The organism is Janthinobacterium sp. 13, assembly GCF_002749695.1.
Taxonomy (GTDB): domain Bacteria; phylum Pseudomonadota; class Gammaproteobacteria; order Burkholderiales; family Burkholderiaceae_D; genus Janthinobacterium; species Janthinobacterium kumbetense.
In genome coordinates, this window is record NZ_PEEQ01000001.1 from 618,066 (window position 1) to 641,630 (window position 23,565).

The following is a 23,565-nucleotide window of genomic DNA, read 5'->3' on the forward strand; positions in this document are numbered from 1 at the left end:
CAATACACTAACATGTATGTAAGAAACCTGCAGGACAGGCCAGCTTACTTCTGGCAATCGATGACCTTGAAATCTTTCGAATAGCAGATGCGCAACTCGCCAGAGTGCTTTTCATAGCCGAGCCAGCGACCCTTCAATTGCGGATTATGCTGCTTCATCCACTGGAACAACTCATTCTTGGGCATGCTGGAGTCCGGCAACTTCAATGCCTGGAACAGTTCGCGTTCCTTCTCGAAATACTGCTTGGCCGTATCGAAATCGCAGGCGCCATGCTTTTCCCATTCACCCTGCAGCAAGGCTTCGCCCGGCTGCATGCACATGTAGGGCAGGATCTCGGACGGCGCCAGCTTCGGCAAATTGCCCTTGCAGTAACGCGGATGCAGTTCCGTCTTGCGCGGCGGCGTCACGGAAATGTCGTCGCAGCTGGCCGGGTTGTTCGACTGCGCCCACAGGCCATGCACGATCCAGCCGAAGTGGTTGCTATCGGCGCACTGGAAGGCAGCCTTTTTCGACACGGCGCCGCGGCGGCGCTGGCTGTCGCAAAAGCCTGGCGACCACGACAGCGCCAGCATGAAGTAATCGGTGGGCACGTTGGTGCTTTGCTTGTAGCACGTGTTTTTCTCGTCCGACGGCTTGACGTCGTAATCGTAGTAGCTGACGTTGCGGGGAATGGCGCAGCTGGCGTCGGCCGCGTGGACGGCGCTGGCAGACAGGCTGATGAACACGGCGGCCAGCGCGGGCAAGACAGAGCGGATTTTCATCGAGTTTCCTTCAAGATATAAAAACGCCGGCAACTGAGTGCCGGCGCGGTATCAATCAAACAAGTTGATCAGCAAACCTTGTGCATCCAGCCATGCGTGTCCGGTGCCGTGCCATGCTGCAAGCCCAGCAGCGCTTCGCGCAGGGCCAACGTAACGGCGCCGTTTTCATTGTTGTTGATGGTCATTTCAAAGCCATTGGCCTTGGCCACGCCCACCGGGGTGATGACGGCGGCCGTGCCGCAGGCGAACACTTCGGTCATGCGGCCCGAGGCGATATCGTCGCGCCATTGCTGGACGGACAATTTACGCTCTTCCGTCGCATAGCCGAGGTCTTTCGCCATTTCCAGCAGGCTGCGGCGGGTGATGCCTGGCAGCAAGGTGCCCGTCAATTCCGGCGTCACGACGGTGACTTTCTCGCCATCCTTGTAGACAAAGAACAAGTTCATGCCGCCCATTTCTTCGATGAATTCGCGGTGCACGGCGTCCAGCCAGACGACCTGGTCGCAGCCCTTCTCTTGCGCTTGCGACTGGGCCATCAGGCTGGCCGCGTAGTTGCCCGCGCACTTGGCTTCACCCGTGCCGCCCGGCGCGGCGCGCACGAAGTCTTCGCTGATCCACACGGTGACGGGTTTCACGCCTTTCGGGAAGTAGGCGCCGGCCGGCGAGGCGAACAGCACGAACAGGTATTCTTCCGAAGGACGCACGCCCAAGTAAGGATCGGTGGCGATCATCAGCGGACGCATGTACAGGCTCTCGCCCGTGTTCTTCGGCACCCAGTTGCGGTCTTGCGCAATGAGCGCGTCGCCCGCTTCCAGGAACAGCTCGACAGGGATGGCCGGCATGGCCAGGCGCGCGGCGCTGCGGTTGAAGCGTTCCGCGTTTTGTTCTGGACGGAAAGTCTTGATGCTGCCATCGGGCTGCGCGAACGCCTTATAACCTTCGAAGATGGCCTGGCCGTAGTGCAGCGACGACGCGGACGGGTCCAGCATCAGCGGGCCGTAAGCCTTCAGTTCGCCCTGCTGCCATTTGCCGTCGCGGTAAGGAATCACCACCATGTGGTCGGTGAAGATGCGGCCGAAGGCGGGATTGACCATGCGCGCGGCGCGTTCGGCGTCGGACAGGGGGTGGGCGGATGGGGTGACGACGAGATTCGGTGTGGAAGTGGTCATGGCAGCAGAAGACGAGTCAGGGAGAATAAAGAGATTCCCTATTGTAGCGCCTAATGCGCGCGGCGAGGCGGCGGATGGCCTTGCAGCAATGTTGCGCCGCATCAAAAAACGGCGCCGTCAGGCGGCCCGCAAGGGCTTGCCCCGCCCCGCTTGCGCTTCCCCGGCGCACTGGCTGCAGCGCATCTGCACAGAAATCACGTTGGCGCCGATGTCCATGCCGTGCGCCAGCGCCGCCTGGCGCAGCTGCTCCACCAGCGGCGCATCCTGCACCAGCACGCTGCGTTCGCAGACGCGGCACACGAGGTAGCAACTGTCCGTTTCCACCTGGTCGGGCTTGATCAGGTAGCGCGCCTTGTTGCCGCTGGCGCTAGCCTCGCGCTCGCGCAGCAGCAAGCCGGCCAGTTCCATTTCCTTAAGCACGCGGTAAATCGTGCCCAGGCTGACGGCAATGCCGATGTGCAGCAGTTGCTGATAAATGCTTTCCGCATTCATCGCTTGCCGTTGCGTGCCGGCCAGCACTTGCAAGATGCAGATGCGCGCGCTGGTCGGGCGCAGGCGCACGGCGCGCAAGCGCTCGAACACGCGGCCATCGCCCTGGTATTGAATGTCTTGCATGGGATTCTCCGCTTGTGCGTTCTGCTCTACTGACATTGCCAAGCGAGAAGCGCAAAAGGGAACCGGGAAATGAAAAAAAGCGCCGTTCCCGACTACTGGAACGGCGCCTTGCGCTACCTCAAACCGGCAAACATCAGAACTTCATGTTGGCCGTCAGGGTTGCCGAGCGGCCCGGTGCCACGCCAGCGTAATGCGGCGAGGAAACCTTGTCGAAGTACAGCTTGTTCGTCAGGTTCTGGATGTTCAGCTGCAGGGTCACGTTGCGGTTGACCACATAGCTGGCCATGACGTCGAAACGCGTGTAGGCCGGGGCAAACTTGTTGTTGGCCACGTTCGCGTAGACCTTGTCGACGTAGTTCACGCCGCCGCCCACCGTGATGGCAGGCGTGACCAGGTAGGACGTCCACAGCGAGGCGCTGTTTTTCGGCGTGGTCGGGAACTGGTTGCCGTTGTACGGCGACGGCGCGTATTGCGTGACGTTATTGATCACGCCATTCGTCACGTAACCGTTGTTTTCCACGATGGCGTTCAGGTGCGTGTAGCCGCCGAAGACCGACCATTCCTTGGTGATATTGCCGCTCACGCCCAGCTCGATACCCTTGACTTGCTTGTCGCCCACGTTTTGCGTGGTGCCGTCCGGTGCCGTCACGCGCGCATTGCTCATGTCGCTCTGGAAATAGGCGCCGCTCACGGACAGGCGGCCACCCGGCAGCACTTCCCATTTCGTGCCCAGCTCGAAGCTCTTGCTTTCCTGCGGCTTCAGGTTCTGGATGGCGACCGTCAAGCCGTCGATGCCGTCGCCGCCGTCATTGCCCGGTGGCGTGGACGAGGTGCCGTAGGAAACATACACGCTGCTGTTGGTCGATGGCTTGTACACCAGACCCGCCTGGTAGCTGGCGAAGGTGGCGTGCACCTTGGCGCTGGTGGCGGCGGTGGTCTTGCCGTCGAGCGTGTATTGCGGCGTGTTCAGCGAACTCTTGTAGTCATCCCAGCGGATGCCCACGTTGAGCAGCCATTGCGGCGTGAACTCGATGGTGTCGAAGCCGTACACGGAACGCGTGTTGGTGACGATGTTCGTGCGTGCCGGCGACACCGTGCGCGTGTAGACCCATGGGTCGTTGGCGTTCGGGTTGAGCAACGGTGCGCAGTTGTACAGGGTGGCCGCGCCATAGGTCGGGCAGTTGGAACCGACTTTTTCCAGCGGGTTGTTCGTCCCCGGGCTGAACATATAGGAGCTGCGATCCGTTTCCTCGCGGCCGATTTCCAGGCCCACCGTGTAGGTGTGCTTCACGCCGCCGGCCAGGAATTCGCCGCCCAGGCTGGTCGCATTGGCCAGCGCGTCCGTATCGGTCGTGCGCGTGTTGGCGCGGCGCCAGACGGTGCCGTACAGCATGGTGTTGCCCTTGGAATCGTCGGGCTGGGTCCACACGTAGTCATTGCTGGTCTTGCCGTAACGGGTTACGTTGCGCAAAATCAACTTGTTGCCGAAGTCGTGGCGCACGTCGATGGTGCCGATATCGCTTTGCGTGTCGCGGAAATCGCGGTTGACCAAGCCATAGAAAGTGTCGCGCGGCACGTTCACGGGGGTGCCGTTGCCGTTTTTCGATACATTCGCGCCCGACGAGAACGGGTTGTTGAACGGCAAGCCGGTGTCCGGCAATTCGCTCGACTGCATGTGGTAGTAGCTGAGCGTCGCCTGCGTGGCCGATTTCAGGCCGAAGGTGATCGATGGCGCGATGCCCCAGCGGTCGCCATTGATGTAGTCGCGGCCGGCCACGTGGGCGTCATGCGCCATCACGTTCAGGCGCACGGCCACGTCGTCGCTGATGACGCGGTTCACGTCGGCCGTGGCGCGGCGGTACTTGGCGCTGCCCAGGCCCACGGTGGCGTTGGTGAAATTGTCGACTTTCGGCGTCTTGCTGATCAGGTTGACGCCGCCGCCCGCGGACGAACGTCCACCGTAGGCCGAGTTCGGGCCCTTGACGACTTCGATTTGTTCCAGCGCAAAGATTTCACGCGATTGGGAACCCGTGTCGCGGATGCCGTCGATATACGTATCCGTTTGCGCGTTGTAGCCGCGGATAAACAGATTGTCGCCCACAGGATTGCCGCCTTCGCCGGCGCCGATGGTGATGCCCGGCACGGTGCGCAGCGCATCCGTCAGCGAGACGGCGCCCGTTTGCGAAATGATTTCGGCAGGAATCACGGTGACGGATTTCGGCGTGTCCAGCAGCGGCGCCGTCAGCTTGTCGTTGGCCGATTTGACGGGCGCCTGGATCAGGCGGTCAGCCGTGCCCACGACCTTGACTTCCTGCAACTGCTGCGGCTTGTCCACCGTTTGCGCGTGCAGCGCCAGCGGCATGGCCAGGGTGGCAAACGCGGCCAGGGCCGTGCCATGCATGCGTGGCGCGGAAGTGGTGTGGTGCTTGCGGCTGCGGATGAGGGCTGCCGGCTTGGCGGCGCCCGCTTGGTCTTTCAATGTCATCGCTATCTTTCACTCTATCGGATGGATTAAATTATGGCTGGCTACTGCGCCGTGGCGCCTGGCTGGCTCGTTGATTGCTTGGGTACGACAAAACTAGAACCGCCACAGCGCCGTCATGCGCAACGCCCGGGGCGAGCCGGGCGCGATGTTGTCGTTGCTGTGGGCGGAGGCAAAATATTTTCTGTTGAACAGGTTTTCCACATTCAGCTGCAGCTGAAAATTTCCTTGCGGCTTGAAGTAGACGGCGCCGTCGACGCGGGCAAATCCCGGCAGCGCCACCGTATTCGACACGGACGCATACACGGCGCTGCGGGCAATGATGCCCAGCGCCGCGCCCCAGGCAGGCGAAAAATCGTAGCGGTTCCACAGCGACAGGCTGTGCCGGGGCACATGGGCCACCGTGGCCCCCTCGAATGCCGTGGCCGATTGCGTGGCCGTCAGCACGGCCCGCTGCCAGGCATAGCCGCCCGCGATGCTCCACCCGGGTTGGACCTTGCCCTTCACTTCCAGTTCCAGCCCCTCGCTGCGCTGGCCATCGACCAGCATGGCCCGCGTGGCGTCATTCGGGTCGGTGACGGCGACCTTGCTGCGCGTCAAACGGTACAGGGCCGCGCTGGCCGACAGGTCCGGCGTGGCTTCCCATTTCACGCCCGCTTCCACGTTGCGAAAACGTTCAGGTTCAAACACGGCGTTACTGGGCGTCAATGACGCCAGCTGTTCGCCCGCGCGCGGCAAGAACGATTGGCTGACGCTGGCATACAGCGACAGCGCCGGCACGGGCTGATAGATCAGGGCCGCGCGCGGCGACCACGGCGCATCCGTGCGGGCGATGCGCGCGCCATTGCGGCGGTTGACGAAATCGACGGCGAAGCGCTCGTAGCGCAGGCCGGCAATCGCCTGCCATTGCGGGCTGAAACGGACCTGGTCCTGCAGGTACAGGGCGGCCGTGTCGGCCACGCCGTGGTTGTCGGCATCCGTGGCGCTGGGGCGGAAGGTCACGGGCAAGTCCGTCACGGGGTGCGATGTGGGCAGGCTGATGTGCGTGACGCCCTCGCCCAGGGTCGTGAAATAGCCGGTGTTGCGCAGATTGTCCGTCGTCTGGCGGCCCAGTTCCCCGCCCGCCGTCAGGCGGTGCCGCACGGCGCCGCTGCTTACCGTCCACTCCACGTCCGTCTGGTTGAACAGGTTGCGCCGCACGGTGGCGCTGTTGTACGCCAGCACCGTCACGCTGGCGCCGTCCGCGCTGACGGGGCCGGGAAAGGCATTCTGGTACAGCTTGTCGTAATCGGCCAGGCGCGTGCGGTTGCGCAAGACCGCACCGCCGGCGAACGCATGCTCGATGGCCACGCCCAGCGCGTCGATGTAAGCCCACGACGGGCTGCTGCCGGCGATGCCGAAAAACGTGGACGGGTCCGTGTCGAACGGCCGGCCCCGGTACGACGGCACGCCCCGGTCCGTCACGCGGTCGTCGCGGAAGTGTTCATAACTGGCTTGCACGGTGGTGCGCGGCGACAGGCGCCAAGCCACGACGGGGTTGACGGCGCTGCGGCGCACCTTGACGCCCTGGCGAAACGAGCCGCTGTTTTCCGCCATGGCGTTGACGCGCACGGCCACGTCGCCTTTCACAACCTGTTGCAGATCGATGGCGGCGCGCCTGTTGCGCCAGGCGCCCAGGCTCAGCGTTGCTTCGCCGTCATCGACCCACTGCGGCTGCTTGGTGGCCCGGTTGATCACGCCACCGCCGCCGCCATGGCCGAAGACCAGGGCGTTCGGCCCCTTGATGGCCTCGACCGCTTCGATATTGTAGAAATCGCGGTAGTACTGCACGTCGTCGCGCATGCCGTCCAGATAGAAATCCGAGGTCGAGCTGTTGCCGCGCATCACGGCTGTATCGCGGTTGCCCTCGCCTGCGGCCGTGCCCACGCCCGGCATGTAGCGCATGGCGTCGGCCAGGGTGCGCATGTCCTGGTCGCGTATCAATTCACGGCTCATCACGCTGACGGCCTGCGGCGTGTCATGCAGGGCCGTGTCGTTGCGGCTGGCGGCGGAAGAACTGGTACGGCGGTAGCCATCGTCGCCGCTGCCCTGCACGGTGACGGGCGCCAGCACTTGCAAGCCGGCGCCCTCCCCATCCAGGTCCGCGCGCAGGGGCGTGGGGGCCAGGCGCACGATGTAACTTCCGTCCGGCAACTGCACGGCCACGAGGCCCGTGCCTGCCAGCAATTGCTGCAAGCCCTGGCCCGTGGCCACGGTGGCGTTCAAGCCGGCGCTGCGTTTGCCCTGCGTCAAGCCGCCCTCGGCCGACAGCAAGATTCCCGCCTGGCCCGCGAACTGGCGCAGGGCCTGGCCCAGGGGCGCGGCGGCGATGCGGAAGCTGTGCACGGTCTCTTCCGCCGCCGCTGCCATCGCATGCATGGCAGGCACGGCCAGCAGCGCCGCGGCCAGGGACAGCGGCAGCAGACGGCGGGCAAACGGCAGGGAGACAGGGTACGGCGGCACGGCATTCCTTATTGATGTTGAGCAGCTTACTTCTACCTTGCCAAACAACTTTTCAAAAAGGGAACTACTTTTTGAGAAATATTCTCATTTACTATTTTGACTGCGGCAGCTGGGCTTCCACCGTCACCCACCAGTCATGCAGGCGATGTATTCTCACGGGCAAGGTCGCTTCCAGCGCCGCCAGGATGCGGTCCGTATCGGCCAGCGGGTAGCTGCCCACCAGGCGCAGGTGGGCCACTTCGGGCGCGCAGCCCAGATGGCCGCGCCGGTAGCGCGACAGTTGCGCGAGGAAATCATCGAGCCGCATCTGTTCCGGCTGCAGGCGGTACTCGATCCATGCGGCCCCGTTCGGATCGGCGGCGTATGGCTCGCCGATGAAACCGTCGCCGAAGCGCACTTGCTGGCCGGCCGGCACGATGCGCTGCACGCCGCCATCGCGGGGCGCCACCTCGACGCTGCCCTCGTAGACGGCCAGCAAGGTGGCATCGCCCTGCGGCTGCACGCTGAAACGCGTGCCCAGCGCGCGCAGGCGGCCGTGCACGGTGTCGACCACGAGCGGGCGCGCCGGCTGGCGGCTGTCGCGCGCGGAGGCGAGATAGATTTCGCCGCCATGCAGGGCGATGCGGCGCAGCGTGTCGCTGTAATCGATGTCGAGGGCAGTTGCCGTGTTCAGCCACAGTTGCGAGCCGTCGGCCAGCGCCAGCTGGCGGATGGTGCCGACCGGCGTTCTTTCGCCCGCATGCAGGCTGGCAACCCAGCTGCGCGTATCGCGCCGCAGCAGCGCGGCGCCACCCGTGCCGGCCGTCAGGCACAGCGCCAGCAAGCCCTTGACCAGGCTGCGGCGCGCGGCGTCGCTCTGGCGCGGGCCTGCGGCGTCGAGCGCCTGGCGCGCCGGTTCCGCCGGCACCTGGCGAAATTCGGCGCTGACGGCTTCCACCCTGCGCCAGGCGGCGCGGTGGGCAGGCGAGCTGGCATGCCAGCGCTCCCAGGCTTGCTGGTCGGCAGGACCGGCATCGTCCCCGCGCAGCACGGCGAACCATTCGGCCGCTTCCTGCAGGATGGCGTAGTCGGCCGGCGGCATGGCGGCGCCTGGCTTAGGCGGCATCATCCATGCACAGCATGCATTGCAGCATGGCTTGCGCCATGTATTTTTTCACCATGCGTTCGGATACGTCCAGCTGGCCGGCGATCTGCGCATACGTCAGGCCGTCGAGCTGCGCCAGCAGGAAAGCCTGGCGCGCGCGCGGCGACAGGGTATCGAGCATGGCGTCGATGCGGCACAGGGCTTCGACCACGAGAGCCCGCTCTTCGGGCGACGGCGCCGTCATTTCGGGATGGCTAGCCAGGGCCGCCAGGAACGTGCGTTCCAGGGTCAGGCGGCGCCAGTGGTTGACCAGCAAGCCATTGGCCACCGTGCTCAGGTAGGCGCGCGGTTCGCGCAGGCTGTCCGCCGATTGCGTCGCCAGCATGCGCACGAAGGTGTCCTGCGCCAGGTCGGCCGCACCGTCGCGGCAACCGAGCTTGCGCCACAGCCAGTTATACAGCCAGCCATGGTGGCTGGCGTACAGGTCGCTAAAGGTATCGAGGGAGGGAGAAATGGTGGACACGGGCAAACAAACAAAGGGGCTGCCATACTTGCCGGTCAAGTGGGTCAGCACTGCATCACGAATGAGAATGATTTTCATTTTCACACAATTTCACGACGATGTAAATTATCAAAAGCATCATCCCGGCCTGGCGCGGGCATTTTGCGCAACAGTGCCAATGCTCCATCATTTGCGAATGATTCTCGTTTGCGTTAAAATGTCAGCCTTCCTTCTTCCCCGCCATGCCTGACACCCCCGCATGGCGGCGCCATCGAAAGCCGCCATGACGACCTCCTCCCTTCCACAACCCCAGTTGCGCGCCAGCGCCGACGAGGCGCCGGAGACCCGCCAACAGCAACGCACGCCTGCCGCCAACCCGCCGCAACGGCGCTGGCACTGGAGCTGGAAGCAGGTGTGGTTTCAATTGCACTGGTTTATCGGCATCACGGCCGGCACGGTGCTGGTAATCATCGGCCTGAGCGGCGCCACCCTGGCGTTCAAGGATGAATTGCTCGATGTCATGAACCCCGGCGTGCGCCATGTGGCCTTGGAAACGCGCGCGCCGCTGACGCCTGGCCAGCTGAGTAACATTGCCGCTGCCGAACATGGCCAGCGCGTCGCCTCCATCACCATGTACGCCGAGGCGGGCGCGGCGCCTCGTTTATTCTTCGCGCCGAAGAACGGCCAGCGGCGCGGCGAGTCCATTTATGTCCACCCCTACACGGGCGCGACCCAGCCGGCGCTGACGGGCGCGGGCTTTTTCGAGTGGACGGAATCGCTGCACCGCTGGCTGCTCCTGCCCCGCGATCCGGGCCGGCAAGTGGCGGGCGCGCTGGCCCTGTGCCTGCTGGGACTGGCCCTGTCCGGCCTGTACCTGCGCTGGCCCCGCCGTCCGCTGGACTGGCGCACCTGGCTGACCTTCGACCCTGCATTAAAGGGCCGCTCCTTCCTGTGGAACCTGCACGCCGTGGCCGGCACCTGGTGCCTGGTGGTCTACGTGGCGCTGACCCTGACGGGCATTTACTGGAGCTATGACGTGGTGCGCGACAATATCGACGCCTGGGCCGGCAAGCCGCCAAGGATGGCACAAGCGCCCGGCAAGAAAGGCCAGTCCAAGGAGAAGAAAGAAGCGCCGGCCGTCGACATCAGCCTGGCCTGGAGCAGCTTCCAGCAGCACGCCCCCGGCTGGACCCTGGCCAGCGTGCGCCTGCCGACACGCGCCGGCGAAGCCGTGCAATTCACGTGGCTGGCCAGCGACGCGCCGCACGAGCGGGCGCGCAGCCGCATGAGCATTGCAGCGGTCGACGGCGCGGTGACGGAAAACGAACCGTACAGCCAGCAAGCGCTGGGCGCCCGCCTCGTCAACATCATTTATCCGCTGCACATGGGCACGTATTTTGGTTTGCCGGGCCGCATCATCGTCACCCTGGCCAGCCTGGGCCTGCCCCTGTTCGCCATCACGGGCTGGATGCTGTACCTGGGCCGCCGCAAGGCGAAACGGGCCGTGCAGGCGCAGCGCGCCATGCTGGGCGCCGGCGCGCCGGGCCAGGCGAACACGGGCTTGCCCACCCTGGTAGCCTACGCCAGCCAGTCGGGACAGGCCGAGCGCCTGGCCCTGGAAAGCGCGCGCGCCCTGCAGCAGGCGGGCGTGGCCGTCGACGTGCAATCGCTGGACCAGTTCGATCCCGCGCAATTGCGCCAGTACGAACGGGCCCTGATCGTCGCCAGCACCTTTGGCGAAGGCGAGGCGCCGGACGGCACGCGCCGCTTCGCGCGCCTGCTGCAAGCCACCTCCGGCACGCCGCTGGCGGGCCTGGAATTCGGCATGCTGGCCCTGGGCGACCGCCATTACAGCGCCTTCTGCGGCTTCGGCCATGCGCTGGCGCAACAATTGCAGGCGCTGGGCGCCACGCCCCTGTTCCCCCTGATCGAAGTGGACAAGCACGACCCCGCCGCCCTCGCCGACTGGTCCACAGCGCTGGCCCGCTGCAGCGGCAGCGCCATCGACGCCATCGGCGTGCAGGAAGAAGCGTCGTATGCAGAGTGGCGCCTGGCGCGCCGCGTGCTGCTCAACCCGGGCAGCCAGGGCGGCGAACTGCATGAAATCACGTTGACGGGCCCGGCCGGCGCCAGCTGGGAAGCGGGCGCACTGGCGGAAATCATTCCCTGCAATGCGGACGGCAGCGATGGCGATGCCGGCAATGCCCATCACGCGCCGCGCAGCTACTCGATCGCCTCGCTGCCGTCCGATGGCGAACTGCAGTTGCTGGTGCGCCAGGAACGCCATGCGGGCGAGGAAAATCAGGGCCATGGCCTCGGCTCCGGCTGGCTGACGCGCTTCGCCCCGCTGGACGCCGCCATCCGCCTGCGCCTGCAAGCCAATCCGGCCTTCGCCCCTGCCCTGGTCGACGTGCCCTGCATTTATATCGGCAACGGTTCCGGCCTGGCCGGCCTGCGCTCGCACTTGCGCGCGCGCCAGCGGGCGGGACTGGCCCGCAACTGGCTGCTGTTCGGCGAACGCCAGCAAGCTTTTGACAGCGTCTGCGGCGCAGAGTTGCAAGGCTGGCTGGACGCTGGCCACCTGGCGCGCCTGGACCGCGTCTTTTCGCGCGATGGCGCCAATGCCGGCAAGCGTGAGTACGTACAAGACCGCCTGCGCGCCAACGCCGGGACGCTGCGCGACTGGCTGGCGCAAGGGGCCATCGTCTACGTGTGCGGCAGCCTGCAAGGCATGGCCGCAGGAATCGATGCTGTACTGCAAGAAATGCTGGGCCAAGAAGGACTCGACGCCCTGCTGGCGGCCGGACGCTACCGCCGCGACGTGTATTGACCTGGCTCAAGCCATCGCCGGCGCCGCCCGACTATGTGGGCCGGCGCACGGTCGGCGCCTGCCATCGGATTACAGTGAGGGCATGGCGGCCGGGCGATAAACCCGCGCCGCCCCACCCACTGTCTGCGAGGCTTCCCATGAAAAACCCCTGGATGAGCATGTACCTGAGCGCCGCCAACCGCATCGCCAACACGGCGCGCGGCCATGCGACGGCCGCCGTCAAGCGCGAAGCGGCGAAAAATACGCGGCAATTAACGCAAGTGTGGTTCGATTCCTTCCTGCCCCCGACAGGCAAGCCGCGGCGCAGCCGCAAGGCGAAATAAGCTCCTGGCAATGGGCGAACTGGTGCGGTGCATCACAGCAATAAATTGAAGTTTCAATCAGATGAACTAAACTGCAAGCATGGTAGTACATAAGGAAGTGACCGGCAGGCGCCGCATCCCCGCGCCGCCGCCGGGACACCGGGAGACGACCATGTTGACGCTCAAAGTGCTGGCTTGCCTTGCCCTGTCGGCCTTGCTGCTCGTACCCCTCGTGCTGCGCGACGCGATGCAGACGTCCGCCGGGCAGCAGTTGCAGGTGCCGAATGTTGATGCGCAAGGCATGTGGGCCCACTGGCCTAAGCAATAAGACGCGCGGCTGAGAAAACACCGCTGACTGCGTTGCCGTGCCTCGTCGTACATTCGTACTGCCTTCGGCGCGGCGCCTTGCCAGCGGCGTTTTTCAGCGGCGCTCGGTAGTGGATTGCATCGTTAAAACCGCTTTGTTTTGCGGGTGGGGATTTGTTCTCTCCTCCCATTTATTTTTGCCTTGATTTGCTCCCCCTCTTCGCCGTACTTTTGATCCAGATCATGGATTTCCACCTTTGCTGCGCCCAAACTGGAACAGTCCGCTTCGCACCGTGACGGACTTAACCTGGAGCATCAGCATGGGTAAATCGGATTGGAAGGATGAGATGGCGCTGGGCGTTCCCGTCATCGACGAGGCGCATGAGGCGCTGTTTCAGGAACTGGCGCGGCTGCAGCAGTTGGGCGACCAGCATTTCAGCATGGCGTTTCGCGAGCTGATCGCGGCCGTCGAACGCGATTTCCGCGAAGAAGAGGATTTGATGGAGCAGATCGCCTTTCCCTCGCTGGCCAACCACCGCGAACAGCATGCGCGCGTGCTCAGCGGCCTGCACCATGCCTGGGCCGCCGTCGATGAAGGCGACCTGGAACAGGGGCGCCACGCGCTGTCGCTGTTGCCGCAATGGCTGATCTTTCACCAGGCCACGATGGACCTGGCCCTGGCGGCGGCGCTGGAGCTGGTGCAGCGCCAGCCTAGCTAGCTTCTACAGCAGCAGCACCGTGGCTTGCTCGGGCAAGACGACGCGGTAGTGGCCCGGGTATTTGTCTTCGCCATCGAAAATCTTGCAAAACACGGGCTGGTTGATGTCGTTGACGGCTGCCTCGTTCATGGGCAGGGTGGCGATCAGCTGCTCGCCTTCGACCAGTTGCAGCGCGCTGCCCCGCTCGGCAGCGCAAAACGCCAGCGATTGCACATCGCTGGCGAACGGCCGCTTGTACCACGGCGTGATGGCCCGCACGGCGCGCCGGGCGTCCTGCAAGACCTGCCCCACGCGCTTGACGTTCCAGGCATCGCGCGCCACGGACGGCTGGAGCACGATATTCGCCGTCAACTCGCCCCTGCTCTTATTCACTAGGAAAGTACCGTCCTGCGCGGCGATGTCTTCGTTGAGCGGCACGACGAACACGCCGCCGTCGGACACCTTGATCGGCATGGGCGCGCCATTGCCTTGCAAGGCCACGCGCACGTCGTCGATGGTGGCGCTCAGCTTGGCCGGAATCAGGCGCAGGGCCATGACCACGCTGCCGCTCGACACTTGCCACACTTTCCGGGCCGTCAGATAACTGTCGCGGTAAGCCGTGAAGCGCACGCGCGGCGCCTTGGCGTCGCTGCTGGCGGTGACCGTCACCGTTTGCGATGGCAAGGTTTCCTCCGCGCCCGCCGGTGCCGCTGGCGCCACGGGCGTGGCTGGCGCAGGGGGGGACGGCACGGGCGGTGGCGGCACGAGCGGCGGTGGCGCGACGGCGGCGGGCGGCACGCTGGCGCTCTGCAGCGGCGCGGGGATAGCCGGCGGCGCGTGCTCCTGGGCCTGGCCCAGCGACACGACACACAACCATCCGGCACAAGCGATCCATGTACGCATGCATTTCTTTCAATGAGGAAAATATTTTATCAGCGCCTGCATTATCGCAGAAGGCCAGCCCATGCGCGGTCCTTGGCCTATCCGCACTCTTTTGGTGCGCACGCTTGATTATTTAACAAATACCACTTATATTGATAATGATTCTTATTCACATAAGTGAAGGGAATCGCGCGCCCTTCTTTTCCACTGCCCGCACGCGCCGGGCCTTGCGGTGGAACTGCTATCCAAGCCAGACCACGGGCCAGCGTCACGCCATCCCCCAGCTACTGCGCACCTCGCCAGACGAGATAGGAAAACACACAACTACAATATGCCAGGAAAATGATGCAATCGACGACAGTCTTCCCTCCTTCGCGCCAGCCCGCCTTGCGCCCCCTCCCCCGCCTGTTACACGTCGCCCTGCTGAGCCTAGCCGCCGGCACCGTCTTGCCGGCCCAGGCCGCCGACGCCGCTGCGGCCGACGTCACCATGCCGGCCGTCACCGTGCTGGGCCAGTCGATGGCCAGTACGGAAGGCACGCAGTCGTACACGACAGGCGAAGCGCGCAGCGCCACGCGCATGGACCTGTCCCTGCGCGAAACGCCGCAATCGGTCAGCGTCATCACGCGCCAGTTGCTCGACGACCTGGGCGCCGTGCGCCTGGACCAGGCGCTGGCGCAGACGACGGGCATCCAGGTTGGCCAGAATGACACGGAGCGCACGACCTTTTATGCGCGCGGCTTCGGCATCAACAATATCCAGATCGACGGCATGGCGCGCGGCGGCCAAGCGCCGCTGCAAGACACGATTTTGTACGACCGCATCGAGGTCGTGCGCGGCGCCACCGGCTTGATGGGCGGCAAGGGCGACCCGTCGGCCACCATCAACATGATACGCAAGCGCCCGACGAAGGAATTCCAGGCAAGCGCCGGCCTCATCATGGGCCGCTGGGATGACCAGCGCGTCGAGGCCGACCTGTCCACGCCGCTGAACGCGCAGGGCAGCGTGCGTGCGCGCACGGCCCTGGCGTGGCAAAAACGCGACTCCTACCTGGACATGTATCACGAACGCAAGACGGTCGGCATGCTCATCGTCGAGGCGGACCTGCGTCCCGGCACCCTGCTGACGGCGGGCGTCGACTTCCAGGACAACCAGCCCACGGGCGCCACCTGGGGCGCCGTGCCCTACTGGAATGCGGATGGCAGCCTGGCCAATTTGCCGCGCAACACCAGCTGGACGGCGCCATGGAGCACCTGGGCCAAAAAACAGCACACGGTGTTTACCTCGGTGGACCAGCGCCTGCCGGGCAACTGGAATCTGCACCTCGGCTATGCGCGCACGGAAAGCACGAACCGCACCACCGTGCTGTATGCGGGCAAAGGTTATCCCGATCCCGCCACGGGCAAAGGCATGGAACTGTGGACGGGCGCCTGGGGCGCGGGCAAAAATTACAGCGACAATTTCGACGTCTACGCCAGCGGGCCGTTTACCTTGCTGGGACGCAAGCACACGGCCATCATCGGCTGGAATGGCGACAACAGCCAGGATCGCTCCATCGGCGGCAAGGAAAAAATCGATTACTCGAAATTCATCCCCGATTACCGCAGCTGGACGGGCAACGTCCCCCGCCCCGTGTTCACCCCGGATGGCTCGCACACGGAAAGCGTGACGCGCCTGGCGGGCGGCTATGTGGCCACGCGTTTGAGCCTGGCCGACCCGCTGCACGTGATCATCGGCGCGCGCAGCAGCACCTATCGCACGGACACGCGCAGCTACAACACGCAAGGCGTGTACACGGGCAGCAGCGACTTTGTGGAAACGCGCAATGAAGTCACGCCGTACGTGGGCGCCGTGTTCGATATCAACAAGCAATATTCCGCCTACGCCAGCTTCACGCAGCTGTTCAACCCGCAAACGAGCAAGGACCGCAACAACCAGTTCCTGGCGCCGGAAACGGGCGACAATGCCGAGCTGGGCGTCAAGGGGGAATTCTATGAAGGCAAGCTGAATGCGTCGGCCGCCCTGTTCCACACGAAGAAAAAGAACCTGGCGGAACTCGACCGTTCCGTGCCGCCCGGCTTTTTGCTGCCCGACGGCGGCCAGGCCATGGTGGCCAACGGCGCCGGCGTGACGGCCAAGGGCGTCGAATTCGACGTTTCCGGCCAGTTAACGCCCGCCTGGGAAGCGAGCGGCGGCTATACCTATCTGCACGCGGCCGAGGCCGATGGCCGCCGCGCCGCCACCACGCAGCCGCGCCATTTGCTGCGCCTGGCCACCAGCTACCGCTTCGACGGCCGCCTGGCAGGGCTGAAAGCGGGCGCCAGCCTGACGGCGCAAAGCGCCACCTACAGCGAATCGTGGTACGGCCGTCCGCCGTCAAGCGAGATGACGAACATCCCGCAAGCCGGTTATGCGCTGGTCAACGCCATGGCCAGCTATGCCATCAACCGCCATGCCAGCGTGCAGCTGAACGTGAATAACTTGCTCGACAAAAAGTACTACCGCAACGTGGGCTTCTTCGATGGCGTGTTCTGGGGCGAACCGCGCAACATCAGCCTGGCCGTGCGCACGGCGTTTTAAGCGGGGTGCAGTGCCTCAGGCTGCCGGCGCGCTGCGCCAGTGCGCGGGCGCGGGCAAAGTGAAGCCTTCGAGCAAGGGACCGCCCACGGGCGCCAGCACGGCGGCGGCCACCTGCCCGAACGCATGCTGGCCGGCCGGCAAGTCGCTGGCGACCAGGCGCAGCGCGCCGTCCAGCTGCACGGCGACGGCGGCGTCGAACGCCTGCAGGCGGCGGAACAGATGCTTGCCGCCGCCGCTCCATACGCCCGCCGCGCGCAAGTGCAGGTCGGCCAGCGCTTCGTACAGCTGGCAGGCCACGGCCAGCGCCTCGCCCGGGTGCGCGCTGTCGACCAGGTCTTCCAGCGCGGTGGTGATGGCGTAGCGGCGCCGCTGCAGGTTTTCCACGTCGAGCAAGGGCGGCCCGGCTGCGGCGATGGCTTGCGCCAGCGCCAGCAGCTGCGCGTGCTGCGCTCCGGGCGCAAGGATGTTTTCCCCTTCCACCACCATCATCACCAGCGGCACCTTGCCGCCCGGCGCATCAATTTCCTTGCAAAAATACGTGAACGTGGCCATGTCGTGCGCGAACAGTTCCACCGTGCGCCCTTCGGCCACGAGGGTGTCGCGCCAGGCGCAATCGACGTGGTCGAACAGCAGCAGCAAGTCGATGTCGGAAGTGGGCGTCTGCCGGCCCGTGGCGAACGAACCGCCGATGATGGCCGCCACGGCCGTGGGATAGCGTTCACGCACCAGCCGCACGGCGATCGCGCGGATAGCGTCATAGGTGGAAATGTATGTCACAGCCAGTGCTCCTTGCCGAAAAGCACTATCCTACACGCGATACGCGGCCTGCCGCCATCCTGCTACACTGGCGCTCTCTGATCAAGGAACCAACATGGAATACGATTGCATCGTGGTGCCCTCGCCCGTGGGCGAGCTGACGCTGGTGGCGCGCGGGACGGCCCTGGCCGCCATCCTGTGGGAAAACGACAAGCCCAACCGCGTGCGCCTGGGCGCGATGCGCGTCGATGACGGTTGCGCCGTGCTGCAGGAAACGGCGCGCCAGCTGGTGGAATATTTCGCCGGCACGCGCCAGTGTTTTGACGTGCCGCTCGATTTCGCCGGCACCGCCTTCCAGCAAGAAGTGTGGCGCGCACTGCTGACGATACCGTATGGCCAGACGCGCAGCTATGGCGAGATCGCACGCCAGATCGGCCGTCCCGCCGCCGTGCGCGCCGTGGGCGCCGCCAACGGCAAGAATCCCATTTCCATCATCGCCCCCTGCCACAGGGTCATCGGCGCCACGGGCGAGTTGACGGGCTTTGCGGGCGGCCTGCATGCCAAGGAAACCCTGCTGGCGCTGGAAGGCATCGCCCTGTCCAGCGACCGCGAAGCGCTGAAAACGGGCCACGCCCGCCGCCGCGCCATGCCCATTGATACGGCGCAAGGCTGCTTGTTTTAGGCGCGGCATCGCTCCCCTTGTGGGATACTCACGCCCTCCGTTCAAGCAAACACACCCTATGCCCTACCTTGTCATCCTGTTCTTTGTCGTCCTGTATTTGCTGGCCACGTTCTTTTTCCACATCCCCGCCCTGGTCGCCCTCGTGTATGGCGTGCTGAGCCTGAGCTGTTTCGTTGCCTATGCGATCGACAAATCGGCCGCCAAAGGGGGCCGCTGGCGCACCTCGGAACGCACCCTGCTGCTGCTGGGGCTGCTGTGCGGCTGGCCGGGCGCCGTGTTGGCCCAGCAATGGCTGCGCCACAAGTCCAGCAAGCGCTCGTTCCGCATCCTGTTCTGGATCACGGTCGCCCTCAATATCGGCGCCTTCGTGTATTTCAGCATGCATTACGCGGCGCCCGATATCGGCACCGAGGTGGCGCCCATCGAACTGTAAAACCACTGCAAGCCAAGATGTAACAATTATTGCAGCCCGTTGTTCTTGAAATGATCGCCTGTCAGAATATCAATATTCACGATATTCAAGCCAATTCATTTACACGGGAAAGCCCTTTTCGACCATGCGCACCTTGCAATTCCACAATTCCTTCCTGTTCCGCCTTGCCGCCGCGATTTGTTTCGCCATCACCTTGGCGGGCTGCACGAGCTATCGCTTTATTCCCCCGGACTCCGATGCGGGGCGTCAATGCGTGACGAGCTGCGGGACCAATCGGCAAATATGCATTGCCGGCAAGGAACAAGTTGCCGCGGCCCAGGCGCAAGCCTGCGAAATGCGCAACGTCAGTACCGTTTCCCTCTGCCTGGCCGTGGCGAAAACAGATGCGGATCGGGAACTGTGCTCGAAGAAACGCCAATATTGCGCCTCAAACAACTCTGCAACATGGCAATGCGAGACAGATTACCGCAGCTGCTATACGCAATGCGGCGGCAGGATCGAGGAAAGCGAATAAACGCGGAAAGCCTGATGCCATCGAACAGGATGCCGCGTGGCAAGCGCAAGGCGCGATGAACGACGCGCGGCAGGCATCGGCTTACTCGCCCAGCAGGCGCAGCGATTCCAGCCAGTCCGCCTTCCATTCGCGCAGCAACGGTTGCGTGGCGAACGCCTTCTTCAGGTGCGCCATCGGCACGCGGTGCACATCGTGCAAGCCGAACGCCAACGTCACCGGATGCCACAGATGGCTGTTCTTGCCGCCGCGCGAATTCTTGCGCACGCGCGCGCCATCGTCGCCGAAGATGCCCACGCCGCTGGCCAACCCCTTGTCCAGGTCGACCTTGCCCACGCCGGCAAAGGCCAGCAGAATCTGCTCGCGGGCCAGGCCCTTCAAGGCGCTGGGCAAGACCACGGGGCCCTTGTCCGCCTCCGCGACATCCGGCTGCGGATGCTGCAACTCCTTGAGCAAACGCAACAGATCGCGCTCCTGGAAGTGCAAGCCGTCCAGCGGCGCGCGCAATCCCGGCGCCTTCAGTTCGATGGCGATATTGCCCGAGTCGCGCGTAAAGCGCAGCCACACGTCGTCCGCGCCCGAGGCCAGGTGCTGCTTGTCCCCGATAAACACGACGGGCGCCGCATAGCGCGTCACGCCGTCATGGAACAGCTCGGCCCATGCGTCGCTGTAATCGAGCCAGACGTAGGGCAAGCCGCCCTGCTCCAGCAAGCGCGCCAGGGTCCACGGCGTGCCCGTCTGTTCAGCCAGCCAGGCACAGGCGTCAAGGGCGGTGGCGCGGTATGGCAGGGATATGGCAGTCATGGCGGTTCCATCGATAAAAGTGGAGCGCAGTGTAGCAGACCTCGTCCTCATCCCCTTCGGCAGGCGCAGCGGGACGCTGCGCAATGTGCTAGGCTGGAAGCATCAGCACGCGCCATGCCCATTCCGGCCGCCTGGCGCACTACCGCGAGGGGATTACCATGCATTCGAGCACCAACGCCGCCACCGCACCTGCCCCGCCACCCGAACGCGATTCGCCCACGCCGGCCAGCGAAAGCCATGCCGAGGAAGCGCTCGATGAAGCGCTGAAGGAAAGCTTTCCGGCCAGCGACCCGATCGCCATTGCCACGCCAAAACCAGCCGGCAAGACGCCGCCCTGATGGCGCGCGCCCCAGCCACCGTTGCGGTGGCTTTTTTTTGCCTGAACTGAATCCGGACGCCCCGCCCCCGCGTAGATGGCTATGCCACGACCGAACGAAGTTATTACGCGGAAAGGAAACGCCATGCAGCACTACAGCAAAAAGACGGATCCCCTGGACCAGCGCCTGTACCTGGCCCAGCGCATCGACCGGGCCGATGCGCGCCTGCAACGCTTGCACGATGCGGCCGAGCGCGAACGCTGCGCGCAATGGATCACGGCCTGGGCCGTGGCGGCGGGCGCCGACGCGCCGCGCGGCATGAAGCTGCGCATCCGCGGCGAATTCATCCTGCTTTGATCCAAAGCAAAAGCCCCGCCCGGTGCATGCGCACGGGGCGGGGCCAGTCAAACCGACAGTTTCCTAATCGGACGTGTCGCGGTACTGCTCGGGCGTCGTGTCGCCATCGGCGACTTCATACCACATCGCATTGAGCACGGCGAAGGTCGCCGCCAGCGGAAGACCCAGTATCCAGGCGAAATACCACATAGTTATATCCTTTCGTTGATTCTTAGTAGGCGTGACCGCTGTCGTCCTTGATTGCTTTTGCGTCAACCTTACCCCACAGCACTTTATATACCCACGTCGTGTACGCCACGATAAGGGGAATGAAGACGGCCGTGACGACCAGCATGATGAACAGGGTCATGTGGCTGGACGAGGAATCCCACACCGTCAGGCTGGCGCGCGGGTCGATCGACGATGGCAGGATGAACGGGAACATGGCCGCGCCCACGCCAAGGATGATGCCGGCGATGCCAGCCGCGCTGGCCAGCAAGGCGGGCACTTCGCGGCGCGCGCGCTGGAAGGCGAAGGCCAGCAGCGGGCAAAGCAGGCCCAGCGCAGGGGCGATCCAGGTCCAGGGATGGGCGGCAAAGTTGAGGAACCAGGCGCCCACGTGCACTTCCGCCGTTTTCAGCATCGGGTTCGACGGACCGTCGACCACCACCGTGCTGCTGATGCGGTAGCCATCGACCCACAGCCACAGGGCCACGCCGGCCAGCGCATACAGCACGACGGTGGCAAGCGCCGCCACGCTGCCGTAGCGGCGCGCCCGTTCGGCAACCGGGCCGTCCGTTTTCAGCTGCAGCCAGGTGGCGCCGTGCATCACCAGCATGGCCACCGAGACGAGGCCGCACAGCAGCGCGAACGGGTTGAGCAGCGCAAAGAAGCTGCCGTCATAGAAGATGTGCATGTCTGGCGAGAAACGGAACGGCACGCCTTGCAGCACGTTGCCGATGGCCACGCCGCAGATCAGGGCCGGCACGAAGCCGCCCACGAACAGGGCCGCATCCCAGCGGGCGCGCCAGCGCGGGTCTTCGCGCTTGCTGCGGAACTTGAAGGCCACGGGGCGCACGATCAGCGCCACGAGGATGACGAACATGGCCAGGTAAAAGCCCGAGAATGACACGGCGTACAGCTGCGGCCAGGCGGCAAAGATGGCGCCGCCGCCGAGGATCAGCCACACCTGGTTGCCTTCCCACACGGGACCGATACTGTTGATGACGACCCTGCGCTCGAGGTCCGTCTTGCCGACGAAGGGCAGCAGGATGCCCGTGCCCAGGTCGAAGCCGTCCGTGATGGCAAAGCCCACCAGCAAGATGCCGATCAGCAGCCACCAGATCAGGCGCAGTGTTTCGTAAGAAATCATTTCATGCAAAATCATGGTCTGGCCCTCCTTAGGCGCGTTGAGTCTGAATGGCAGCGGGGGCTGGCACGGGGGCCGGCGCCTTCTCTTCCGGCCCCTTGCGGATGGCCTTGAGCATGAGCTTCATTTCAATCATCAACAGCACCGTGTAGATGGCGGCAAAGCCGGCAATCGTGATCAGCAGGGTCGAAGCACCGAGGTTCGAGACGGCCACGGCCGTCGGCAGCACGCCTTCGATGACCCACGGCTGGCGGCCCACTTCGGCCACGATCCAGCCCGCTTCAATGGCCACCCACGGCAGCGGGATGGCGAACACGGCCAGCTTCAGCAGCCAGCGGTGCTTGTCCAGGGTGCGGCGCGTCGACAGCAGGAAGAACGTGCCAGTAAGCAAGATAAAGAACATGCCCAGGCCCACCATCACGCGGAAGGACCAGAACAGGGGCGCCACGGGCGGCACGGTATCGAGCGCGGCCTTGCGAATTTGCTCGGGCGTGGCCTGGCGCGGGTCGTCGACATAGCGTTTCAGCAGCAAGGCATAGCCCATCGACTGGCCTTTCGACTCGAACATGTCCTTCGCATCCTGCGGCACGGGGCTGCCCGGCGCCACGCTGCGGATGGTTTGCAGCGCGTCATACGCCTTGATGCCATCCTTGATCAGCAGTTCGCCGCGGTCGACCAATTGCTCGATGCCGGGGATTTCCGTCGTCAGCGAACGCGTGCCGATCAAGCCCATCACCATCGGGATGTGCACGGCGTAATGCGTCTCGCGCGCTTTCGCGTCGGGGAAGCCGAAGGCCGTGAAGGCGGCCGGGGCCGGCTCCGTGGTCCACATGGCCTCGATCGCTGCCAGCTTCATCTTTTGGTGTTCCGACGACAGGTAGCCGCTTTCATCACCCAATACCACCACCGACAGCGAGGCGGCCAGGCCGAACGAGGCGGCGACTGTCATCGAGCGCTTGGCCAGCTGCACATGGCGGCCCTTCAGCAGATACCAGGCGGAAATACCCAGCACGAACACGGCTGCGGCCGTATAGCCGGCCGACACCGTGTGCACGAATTTCGCCTGAGCAACAGGATTCGTCAGCACGGCGCCGAAATCCGTCACTTCCATGCGCATGGTTTGCGGATTGAAGGCCGCGCCGACGGGATTTTGCATCCAGCCGTTGGCGATCAGGATCCACAGGGCCGAGAAGTTCGAACCGATGGCCACCAGCCAGGTCGTGACCAGGTGGCCCCGCTTCGACAGCTTGTCCCAGCCGAAGAAGAACAGGCCGACGAAGGTCGCTTCCAAGAAGAAGGCCATCAAGCCCTCGATGGCCAGCGGCGCGCCGAAAATGTCGCCCACGTAATGGCTGTAGTAGCTCCAGTTCATGCCGAACTGGAATTCCATGACGATGCCCGTCGCCACGCCCATGGCGAAGTTGATGCCGAACAAGACACCCCAGAACTTGGTCATGTCGCGCCAGATGGGGCGGTTCGTCATCACGTAAACCGTCTCCATGATGGCGAGGATCACTGACAGGCCTATCGTCAGCGGAACGAATATAAAGTGGTACAGGGCTGTCAGCGCAAACTGCAGTCTGGATAAAGCGACAATATCGAAGTCCATATGATTTCCTTGGTGTTTCCCTACTGTAATTGTAA

At 64.4% G+C, this 23,565-nt stretch carries 23 protein-coding genes; 10 read left to right on the forward strand and 13 right to left on the reverse strand.

What is annotated here, in order from left to right:
• Positions 1-44 precede the first annotated feature (44 nt).
• The 7 genes from CLU94_RS02530 to CLU94_RS02560 all read right to left on the reverse strand — a co-directional run bounded on the left by CLU94_RS02530 (position 45) and on the right by CLU94_RS02560 (position 9,136).
• Positions 45-761: a ribonuclease T2 family protein gene (locus CLU94_RS02530; protein ID WP_218965271.1), complete on the reverse strand. Its 717-nt coding sequence runs from the start codon at positions 759-761 to the stop codon at positions 45-47.
• Positions 762-829: 68 nt separating this feature from the next.
• Positions 830-1,930: a branched-chain amino acid aminotransferase gene (locus CLU94_RS02535; protein WP_099664470.1), complete on the reverse strand. Its 1,101-nt coding sequence runs from the start codon at positions 1,928-1,930 to the stop codon at positions 830-832.
• A 117-nt stretch (positions 1,931-2,047) separates the two neighbouring features.
• Positions 2,048-2,545 (reverse strand): Fur family transcriptional regulator, encoded by a 498-nt coding sequence (locus CLU94_RS02540; protein ID WP_180278566.1) that lies wholly within the window; start codon positions 2,543-2,545, stop codon positions 2,048-2,050.
• Between the two features lie 133 nt (positions 2,546-2,678).
• On the reverse strand, positions 2,679-5,030 hold the full coding sequence (locus CLU94_RS02545) for a TonB-dependent receptor (RefSeq protein ID WP_099664472.1): 2,352 nt from the start codon (positions 5,028-5,030) through the stop codon (positions 2,679-2,681).
• A 93-nt stretch (positions 5,031-5,123) separates the two neighbouring features.
• Complete coding sequence (locus CLU94_RS02550) at positions 5,124-7,529, reverse strand: TonB-dependent siderophore receptor (protein ID WP_099664473.1); 2,406 nt, start codon at positions 7,527-7,529, stop codon at positions 5,124-5,126.
• A 91-nt stretch (positions 7,530-7,620) separates the two neighbouring features.
• On the reverse strand, positions 7,621-8,634 hold the full coding sequence (locus CLU94_RS02555; RefSeq protein WP_099668132.1) for a FecR domain-containing protein: 1,014 nt from the start codon (positions 8,632-8,634) through the stop codon (positions 7,621-7,623).
• Positions 8,624-9,136: a sigma-70 family RNA polymerase sigma factor gene (locus tag CLU94_RS02560; protein ID WP_369812298.1), complete on the reverse strand. Its 513-nt coding sequence runs from the start codon at positions 9,134-9,136 to the stop codon at positions 8,624-8,626. Before CLU94_RS02560 ends, CLU94_RS02555 begins: the two co-directional genes overlap by 11 nt.
• Positions 9,137-9,398: 262 nt before the next feature.
• Here CLU94_RS02560 and CLU94_RS02565 point away from each other — a divergent pair, with 262 nt between their 5' ends.
• The 4 genes from CLU94_RS02565 (at position 9,399) to CLU94_RS02580 (ending at position 13,272) form a co-directional block, all read left to right on the forward strand.
• Positions 9,399-11,945 carry a PepSY domain-containing protein gene (locus tag CLU94_RS02565; RefSeq protein WP_099668133.1) on the forward strand — a complete coding sequence of 849 codons (2,547 nt, stop codon included), beginning with the start codon at positions 9,399-9,401 and terminating at the stop codon, positions 11,943-11,945.
• A 137-nt stretch (positions 11,946-12,082) separates the two neighbouring features.
• Entirely contained in the window at positions 12,083-12,268 is a 186-nt protein-coding gene (locus tag CLU94_RS02570) for a hypothetical protein (protein WP_099402374.1), read from the forward strand.
• A 151-nt stretch (positions 12,269-12,419) separates the two neighbouring features.
• Positions 12,420-12,575 carry a hypothetical protein gene (locus CLU94_RS28300; protein ID WP_180278567.1) on the forward strand — a complete coding sequence of 52 codons (156 nt, stop codon included), beginning with the start codon at positions 12,420-12,422 and terminating at the stop codon, positions 12,573-12,575.
• 298 nt (positions 12,576-12,873) lie between these two features.
• Positions 12,874-13,272 (forward strand): bacteriohemerythrin, encoded by a 399-nt coding sequence (locus tag CLU94_RS02580; protein WP_099664476.1) that lies wholly within the window; start codon positions 12,874-12,876, stop codon positions 13,270-13,272.
• Between the two features lie 3 nt (positions 13,273-13,275).
• Here the strand turns inward: CLU94_RS02580 and CLU94_RS02585 are convergent, their stop codons facing one another.
• Positions 13,276-14,154, reverse strand: coding sequence for a hypothetical protein (locus tag CLU94_RS02585; protein WP_143451328.1), 879 nt, complete (start codon positions 14,152-14,154; stop codon positions 13,276-13,278).
• A 324-nt stretch (positions 14,155-14,478) separates the two neighbouring features.
• Between CLU94_RS02585 and CLU94_RS02590 the strand changes: the two genes are divergently transcribed.
• The gene (locus CLU94_RS02590) at positions 14,479-16,713 is read left to right on the forward strand and encodes a TonB-dependent siderophore receptor (protein ID WP_180278568.1); all 2,235 of its coding nucleotides are present in this window, start codon (positions 14,479-14,481) and stop codon (positions 16,711-16,713) included.
• A 15-nt stretch (positions 16,714-16,728) separates the two neighbouring features.
• Here CLU94_RS02590 and CLU94_RS02595 read toward each other — a convergent pair whose 3' ends face one another.
• A complete protein-coding gene (locus tag CLU94_RS02595; protein ID WP_180278569.1) occupies positions 16,729-17,490 on the reverse strand; it encodes a nucleotidyltransferase domain-containing protein in 762 nt (253 codons plus the stop codon).
• 94 nt (positions 17,491-17,584) lie between these two features.
• Between CLU94_RS02595 and CLU94_RS02600 the strand changes: the two genes are divergently transcribed.
• The 3 genes from CLU94_RS02600 to CLU94_RS27895 all read left to right on the forward strand — a co-directional run bounded on the left by CLU94_RS02600 (position 17,585) and on the right by CLU94_RS27895 (position 19,098).
• Positions 17,585-18,151, forward strand: coding sequence for a methylated-DNA--[protein]-cysteine S-methyltransferase (locus tag CLU94_RS02600; protein ID WP_099664480.1), 567 nt, complete (start codon positions 17,585-17,587; stop codon positions 18,149-18,151).
• A gap of 58 nt (positions 18,152-18,209) precedes the next feature.
• Positions 18,210-18,584, forward strand: a complete 375-nt coding sequence (locus CLU94_RS02605; protein WP_099664481.1) for a DUF1294 domain-containing protein — start codon at positions 18,210-18,212, stop codon at positions 18,582-18,584.
• 124 nt (positions 18,585-18,708) lie between these two features.
• Complete coding sequence (locus CLU94_RS27895; protein WP_143451329.1) at positions 18,709-19,098, forward strand: hypothetical protein; 390 nt, start codon at positions 18,709-18,711, stop codon at positions 19,096-19,098.
• An 81-nt stretch (positions 19,099-19,179) separates the two neighbouring features.
• Here the strand turns inward: CLU94_RS27895 and CLU94_RS02610 are convergent, their stop codons facing one another.
• Positions 19,180-19,899, reverse strand: a complete 720-nt coding sequence (locus CLU94_RS02610; protein ID WP_099664482.1) for a hypothetical protein — start codon at positions 19,897-19,899, stop codon at positions 19,180-19,182.
• Between the two features lie 158 nt (positions 19,900-20,057).
• On the opposite strand from CLU94_RS02610, the gene CLU94_RS02615 reads away from it, so the two are divergent.
• Both CLU94_RS02615 and CLU94_RS02620 read left to right on the forward strand, forming a co-directional pair.
• Complete coding sequence (locus CLU94_RS02615; RefSeq protein ID WP_099664483.1) at positions 20,058-20,237, forward strand: hypothetical protein; 180 nt, start codon at positions 20,058-20,060, stop codon at positions 20,235-20,237.
• A gap of 123 nt (positions 20,238-20,360) precedes the next feature.
• Positions 20,361-20,573 carry a hypothetical protein gene (locus CLU94_RS02620; protein WP_099664484.1) on the forward strand — a complete coding sequence of 71 codons (213 nt, stop codon included), beginning with the start codon at positions 20,361-20,363 and terminating at the stop codon, positions 20,571-20,573.
• Positions 20,574-20,636: 63 nt separating this feature from the next.
• Here CLU94_RS02620 and cydX read toward each other — a convergent pair whose 3' ends face one another.
• The 3 genes from cydX to CLU94_RS02635 are packed head-to-tail and all read right to left on the reverse strand — an operon-like array spanning position 20,637 to position 23,530.
• Positions 20,637-20,762: a cytochrome bd-I oxidase subunit CydX gene (cydX, locus tag CLU94_RS02625; RefSeq protein WP_077402854.1), complete on the reverse strand. Its 126-nt coding sequence runs from the start codon at positions 20,760-20,762 to the stop codon at positions 20,637-20,639.
• A gap of 22 nt (positions 20,763-20,784) precedes the next feature.
• Positions 20,785-21,939: a cytochrome d ubiquinol oxidase subunit II gene (cydB, locus tag CLU94_RS02630; protein WP_099664485.1), complete on the reverse strand. Its 1,155-nt coding sequence runs from the start codon at positions 21,937-21,939 to the stop codon at positions 20,785-20,787.
• Between the two features lie 13 nt (positions 21,940-21,952).
• Positions 21,953-23,530, reverse strand: a complete 1,578-nt coding sequence (locus tag CLU94_RS02635; protein WP_099664486.1) for a cytochrome ubiquinol oxidase subunit I — start codon at positions 23,528-23,530, stop codon at positions 21,953-21,955.
• Positions 23,531-23,565: the final 35 nt, after the last annotated feature.

Excerpts from the sequence above, each read along its gene's own strand:
- CLU94_RS02530 (WP_218965271.1), bottom strand. The coding sequence starts at position 761 with ATGAAAATCCGCTCTGTCTTGCCCGCGCTGGCCGCCGTGTTCATCAGC.
- CLU94_RS02535 (WP_099664470.1), bottom strand. The coding sequence starts at position 1,930 with ATGACCACTTCCACACCGAATCTCGTCGTCACCCCATCCGCCCACCCC.
- CLU94_RS02540 (WP_180278566.1), bottom strand. The coding sequence starts at position 2,545 with ATGCAAGACATTCAATACCAGGGCGATGGCCGCGTGTTCGAGCGCTTG.
- CLU94_RS02545 (WP_099664472.1), bottom strand. The coding sequence starts at position 5,030 with ATGACATTGAAAGACCAAGCGGGCGCCGCCAAGCCGGCAGCCCTCATC.
- CLU94_RS02555 (WP_099668132.1), bottom strand. The coding sequence starts at position 8,634 with ATGCCGCCTAAGCCAGGCGCCGCCATGCCGCCGGCCGACTACGCCATC.
- CLU94_RS02565 (WP_099668133.1), top strand. The coding sequence starts at position 9,399 with ATGACGACCTCCTCCCTTCCACAACCCCAGTTGCGCGCCAGCGCCGAC.
- CLU94_RS02570 (WP_099402374.1), top strand. The coding sequence starts at position 12,083 with ATGAAAAACCCCTGGATGAGCATGTACCTGAGCGCCGCCAACCGCATC.
- CLU94_RS28300 (WP_180278567.1), top strand. The coding sequence starts at position 12,420 with ATGTTGACGCTCAAAGTGCTGGCTTGCCTTGCCCTGTCGGCCTTGCTG.
- CLU94_RS02580 (WP_099664476.1), top strand. The coding sequence starts at position 12,874 with ATGGGTAAATCGGATTGGAAGGATGAGATGGCGCTGGGCGTTCCCGTC.
- CLU94_RS02585 (WP_143451328.1), bottom strand. The coding sequence starts at position 14,154 with ATGCGTACATGGATCGCTTGTGCCGGATGGTTGTGTGTCGTGTCGCTG.
- CLU94_RS02590 (WP_180278568.1), top strand. The coding sequence starts at position 14,479 with ATGCAATCGACGACAGTCTTCCCTCCTTCGCGCCAGCCCGCCTTGCGC.
- CLU94_RS02600 (WP_099664480.1), top strand. The coding sequence starts at position 17,585 with ATGGAATACGATTGCATCGTGGTGCCCTCGCCCGTGGGCGAGCTGACG.
- CLU94_RS02605 (WP_099664481.1), top strand. The coding sequence starts at position 18,210 with ATGCCCTACCTTGTCATCCTGTTCTTTGTCGTCCTGTATTTGCTGGCC.
- CLU94_RS27895 (WP_143451329.1), top strand. The coding sequence starts at position 18,709 with ATGCGCACCTTGCAATTCCACAATTCCTTCCTGTTCCGCCTTGCCGCC.
- CLU94_RS02610 (WP_099664482.1), bottom strand. The coding sequence starts at position 19,899 with ATGACTGCCATATCCCTGCCATACCGCGCCACCGCCCTTGACGCCTGT.
- CLU94_RS02615 (WP_099664483.1), top strand. The coding sequence starts at position 20,058 with ATGCATTCGAGCACCAACGCCGCCACCGCACCTGCCCCGCCACCCGAA.
- CLU94_RS02620 (WP_099664484.1), top strand. The coding sequence starts at position 20,361 with ATGCAGCACTACAGCAAAAAGACGGATCCCCTGGACCAGCGCCTGTAC.
- cydX (WP_077402854.1), bottom strand. The coding sequence starts at position 20,762 with ATGTGGTATTTCGCCTGGATACTGGGTCTTCCGCTGGCGGCGACCTTC.
- cydB (WP_099664485.1), bottom strand. The coding sequence starts at position 21,939 with ATGATTTTGCATGAAATGATTTCTTACGAAACACTGCGCCTGATCTGG.
- CLU94_RS02635 (WP_099664486.1), bottom strand. The coding sequence starts at position 23,530 with ATGGACTTCGATATTGTCGCTTTATCCAGACTGCAGTTTGCGCTGACA.